Source organism: Synechococcus sp. R5-12 (genome assembly GCF_047502655.1).
Taxonomy (GTDB): domain Bacteria; phylum Cyanobacteriota; class Cyanobacteriia; order Thermostichales; family Thermostichaceae; genus Thermostichus.
In genome coordinates this window covers 1-1,325 of record NZ_JANSIM010000283.1, presented here as the reverse complement: position 1 = coordinate 1,325, position 1,325 = coordinate 1, and the positions used below count along the sequence as shown (strand labels likewise).

Genomic DNA, 1,325 nt, shown 5'->3' with positions numbered 1-1,325 from the left:
CAACTTTGCGGCTTGCGACTGGGACACCTTGAGCTTGCAGGAAATGGTCAGGACTTGGGTCATGGTTATATCATCGTAACTCCGCATTCTTCCCGACCCTCGCCCTGTGGACAGAGGGCGGGGCTCCTGCGCTAGTAAGCTGAAAGGGGCACGCCAAGGAGCTTATTCAAGGGTTAGCCTCGCGTAAGGCCCTTGGTTGCTCCGGAGTTAAGGGCTAGGGCCCACTGCCGCGATGGTTTCTTCCTTTTTGTTAGCCATGAAAATCGCCGCCAACATCACCCAGCTCATCGGTCGCACCCCGCTGGTGCGGTTGAATCGGATCCCGCAATCGGAGGGGTGCCTGGCCGAGATCGTGGTGAAATTGGAGAGCTTTAACCCTGCCGCTTCGGTGAAAGACCGCATTGCCGTCAGCATGATCGAGGCTGCCGAACAGGCCGGTTTGATCACCCCCGGCAAGACCATCTTGGTGGAGCCCACCTCTGGCAATACCGGCATTGGCCTGGCCATGGCCGCTGCTGCCAAGGGTTACCGGCTCATCATCGTCATGCCTGAGAGCATGAGCCTGGAGCGGCGACTGCTGTTGAAAGCCTACGGAGCAGAGGTGCACCTGGCCAGTAGCGCCGGCGGCATGGGGGAAGCCATCTGGAAGGCTGAAGAGATCGTCCGCCGCACTCCCAACGCTTACATGTTGGGCCAGTTCACCAATCCCGCCAACCCCCGGATCCATGCCAGAACCACCGGCCCGGAAATTTGGGAAGATACCGATGGTCAAGTGGATATCCTGGTGGCAGGGGTAGGTACCGGCGGCACCATCACGGGGGCGGGCGAGTTTTTGAAGGGGAAAAACCCAGCCATTCGACTGGTGGCCGTTGAACCCAAGGCCAGTGCCGTCTTGAGTGGTGGACGGCCCGGCTTTCATCGCATTGAAGGGATCGGAGCGGGATTCGTGCCTGATGTGCTGCGGCGCGACCTGCTGGATGAGGTGATCCCAGTGGAAGATGAAGAGAGCATGGTTTACAGCCGGCGCCTGGCCAAAGAAGAAGGGATCCTCTCCGGCATTTCCACTGGGGCTGCCTTGGCGGGAGCCATCCAGGTGGGGCGGCGACCGGAAAACGCTGGCAAGCGGATTGTAATGATCCAGCCTAGTTTTGGGGAACGCTACCTGAGCACACCTCTTTTTCGCGACTTGGAGCGGGATTCCGATTCGAGATGACGATGATGCTGAGACTGCTGCCCTACAGGTCGCCCTGGCCCAGAGGGCGAGCTAGCATGGGTGAGAGTGACGTGGCGGAACGGCAGACGCGCTAGACTTAGGATCTAGTGCC

At 59.8% G+C, this 1,325-nt stretch carries 1 protein-coding gene; it reads left to right on the top strand.

The genetic code is table 11. From position 1 onward, the window contains the following. The first annotated feature begins 256 nt into the window (after positions 1–256). The gene (cysK, locus tag NW843_RS13335) at positions 257–1,213 is read left to right on the top strand and encodes a cysteine synthase A (protein ID WP_011433569.1); all 957 of its coding nucleotides are present in this window, start codon (positions 257–259) and stop codon (positions 1,211–1,213) included. The last annotated feature ends 112 nt before the right edge of the window (positions 1,214–1,325 follow it).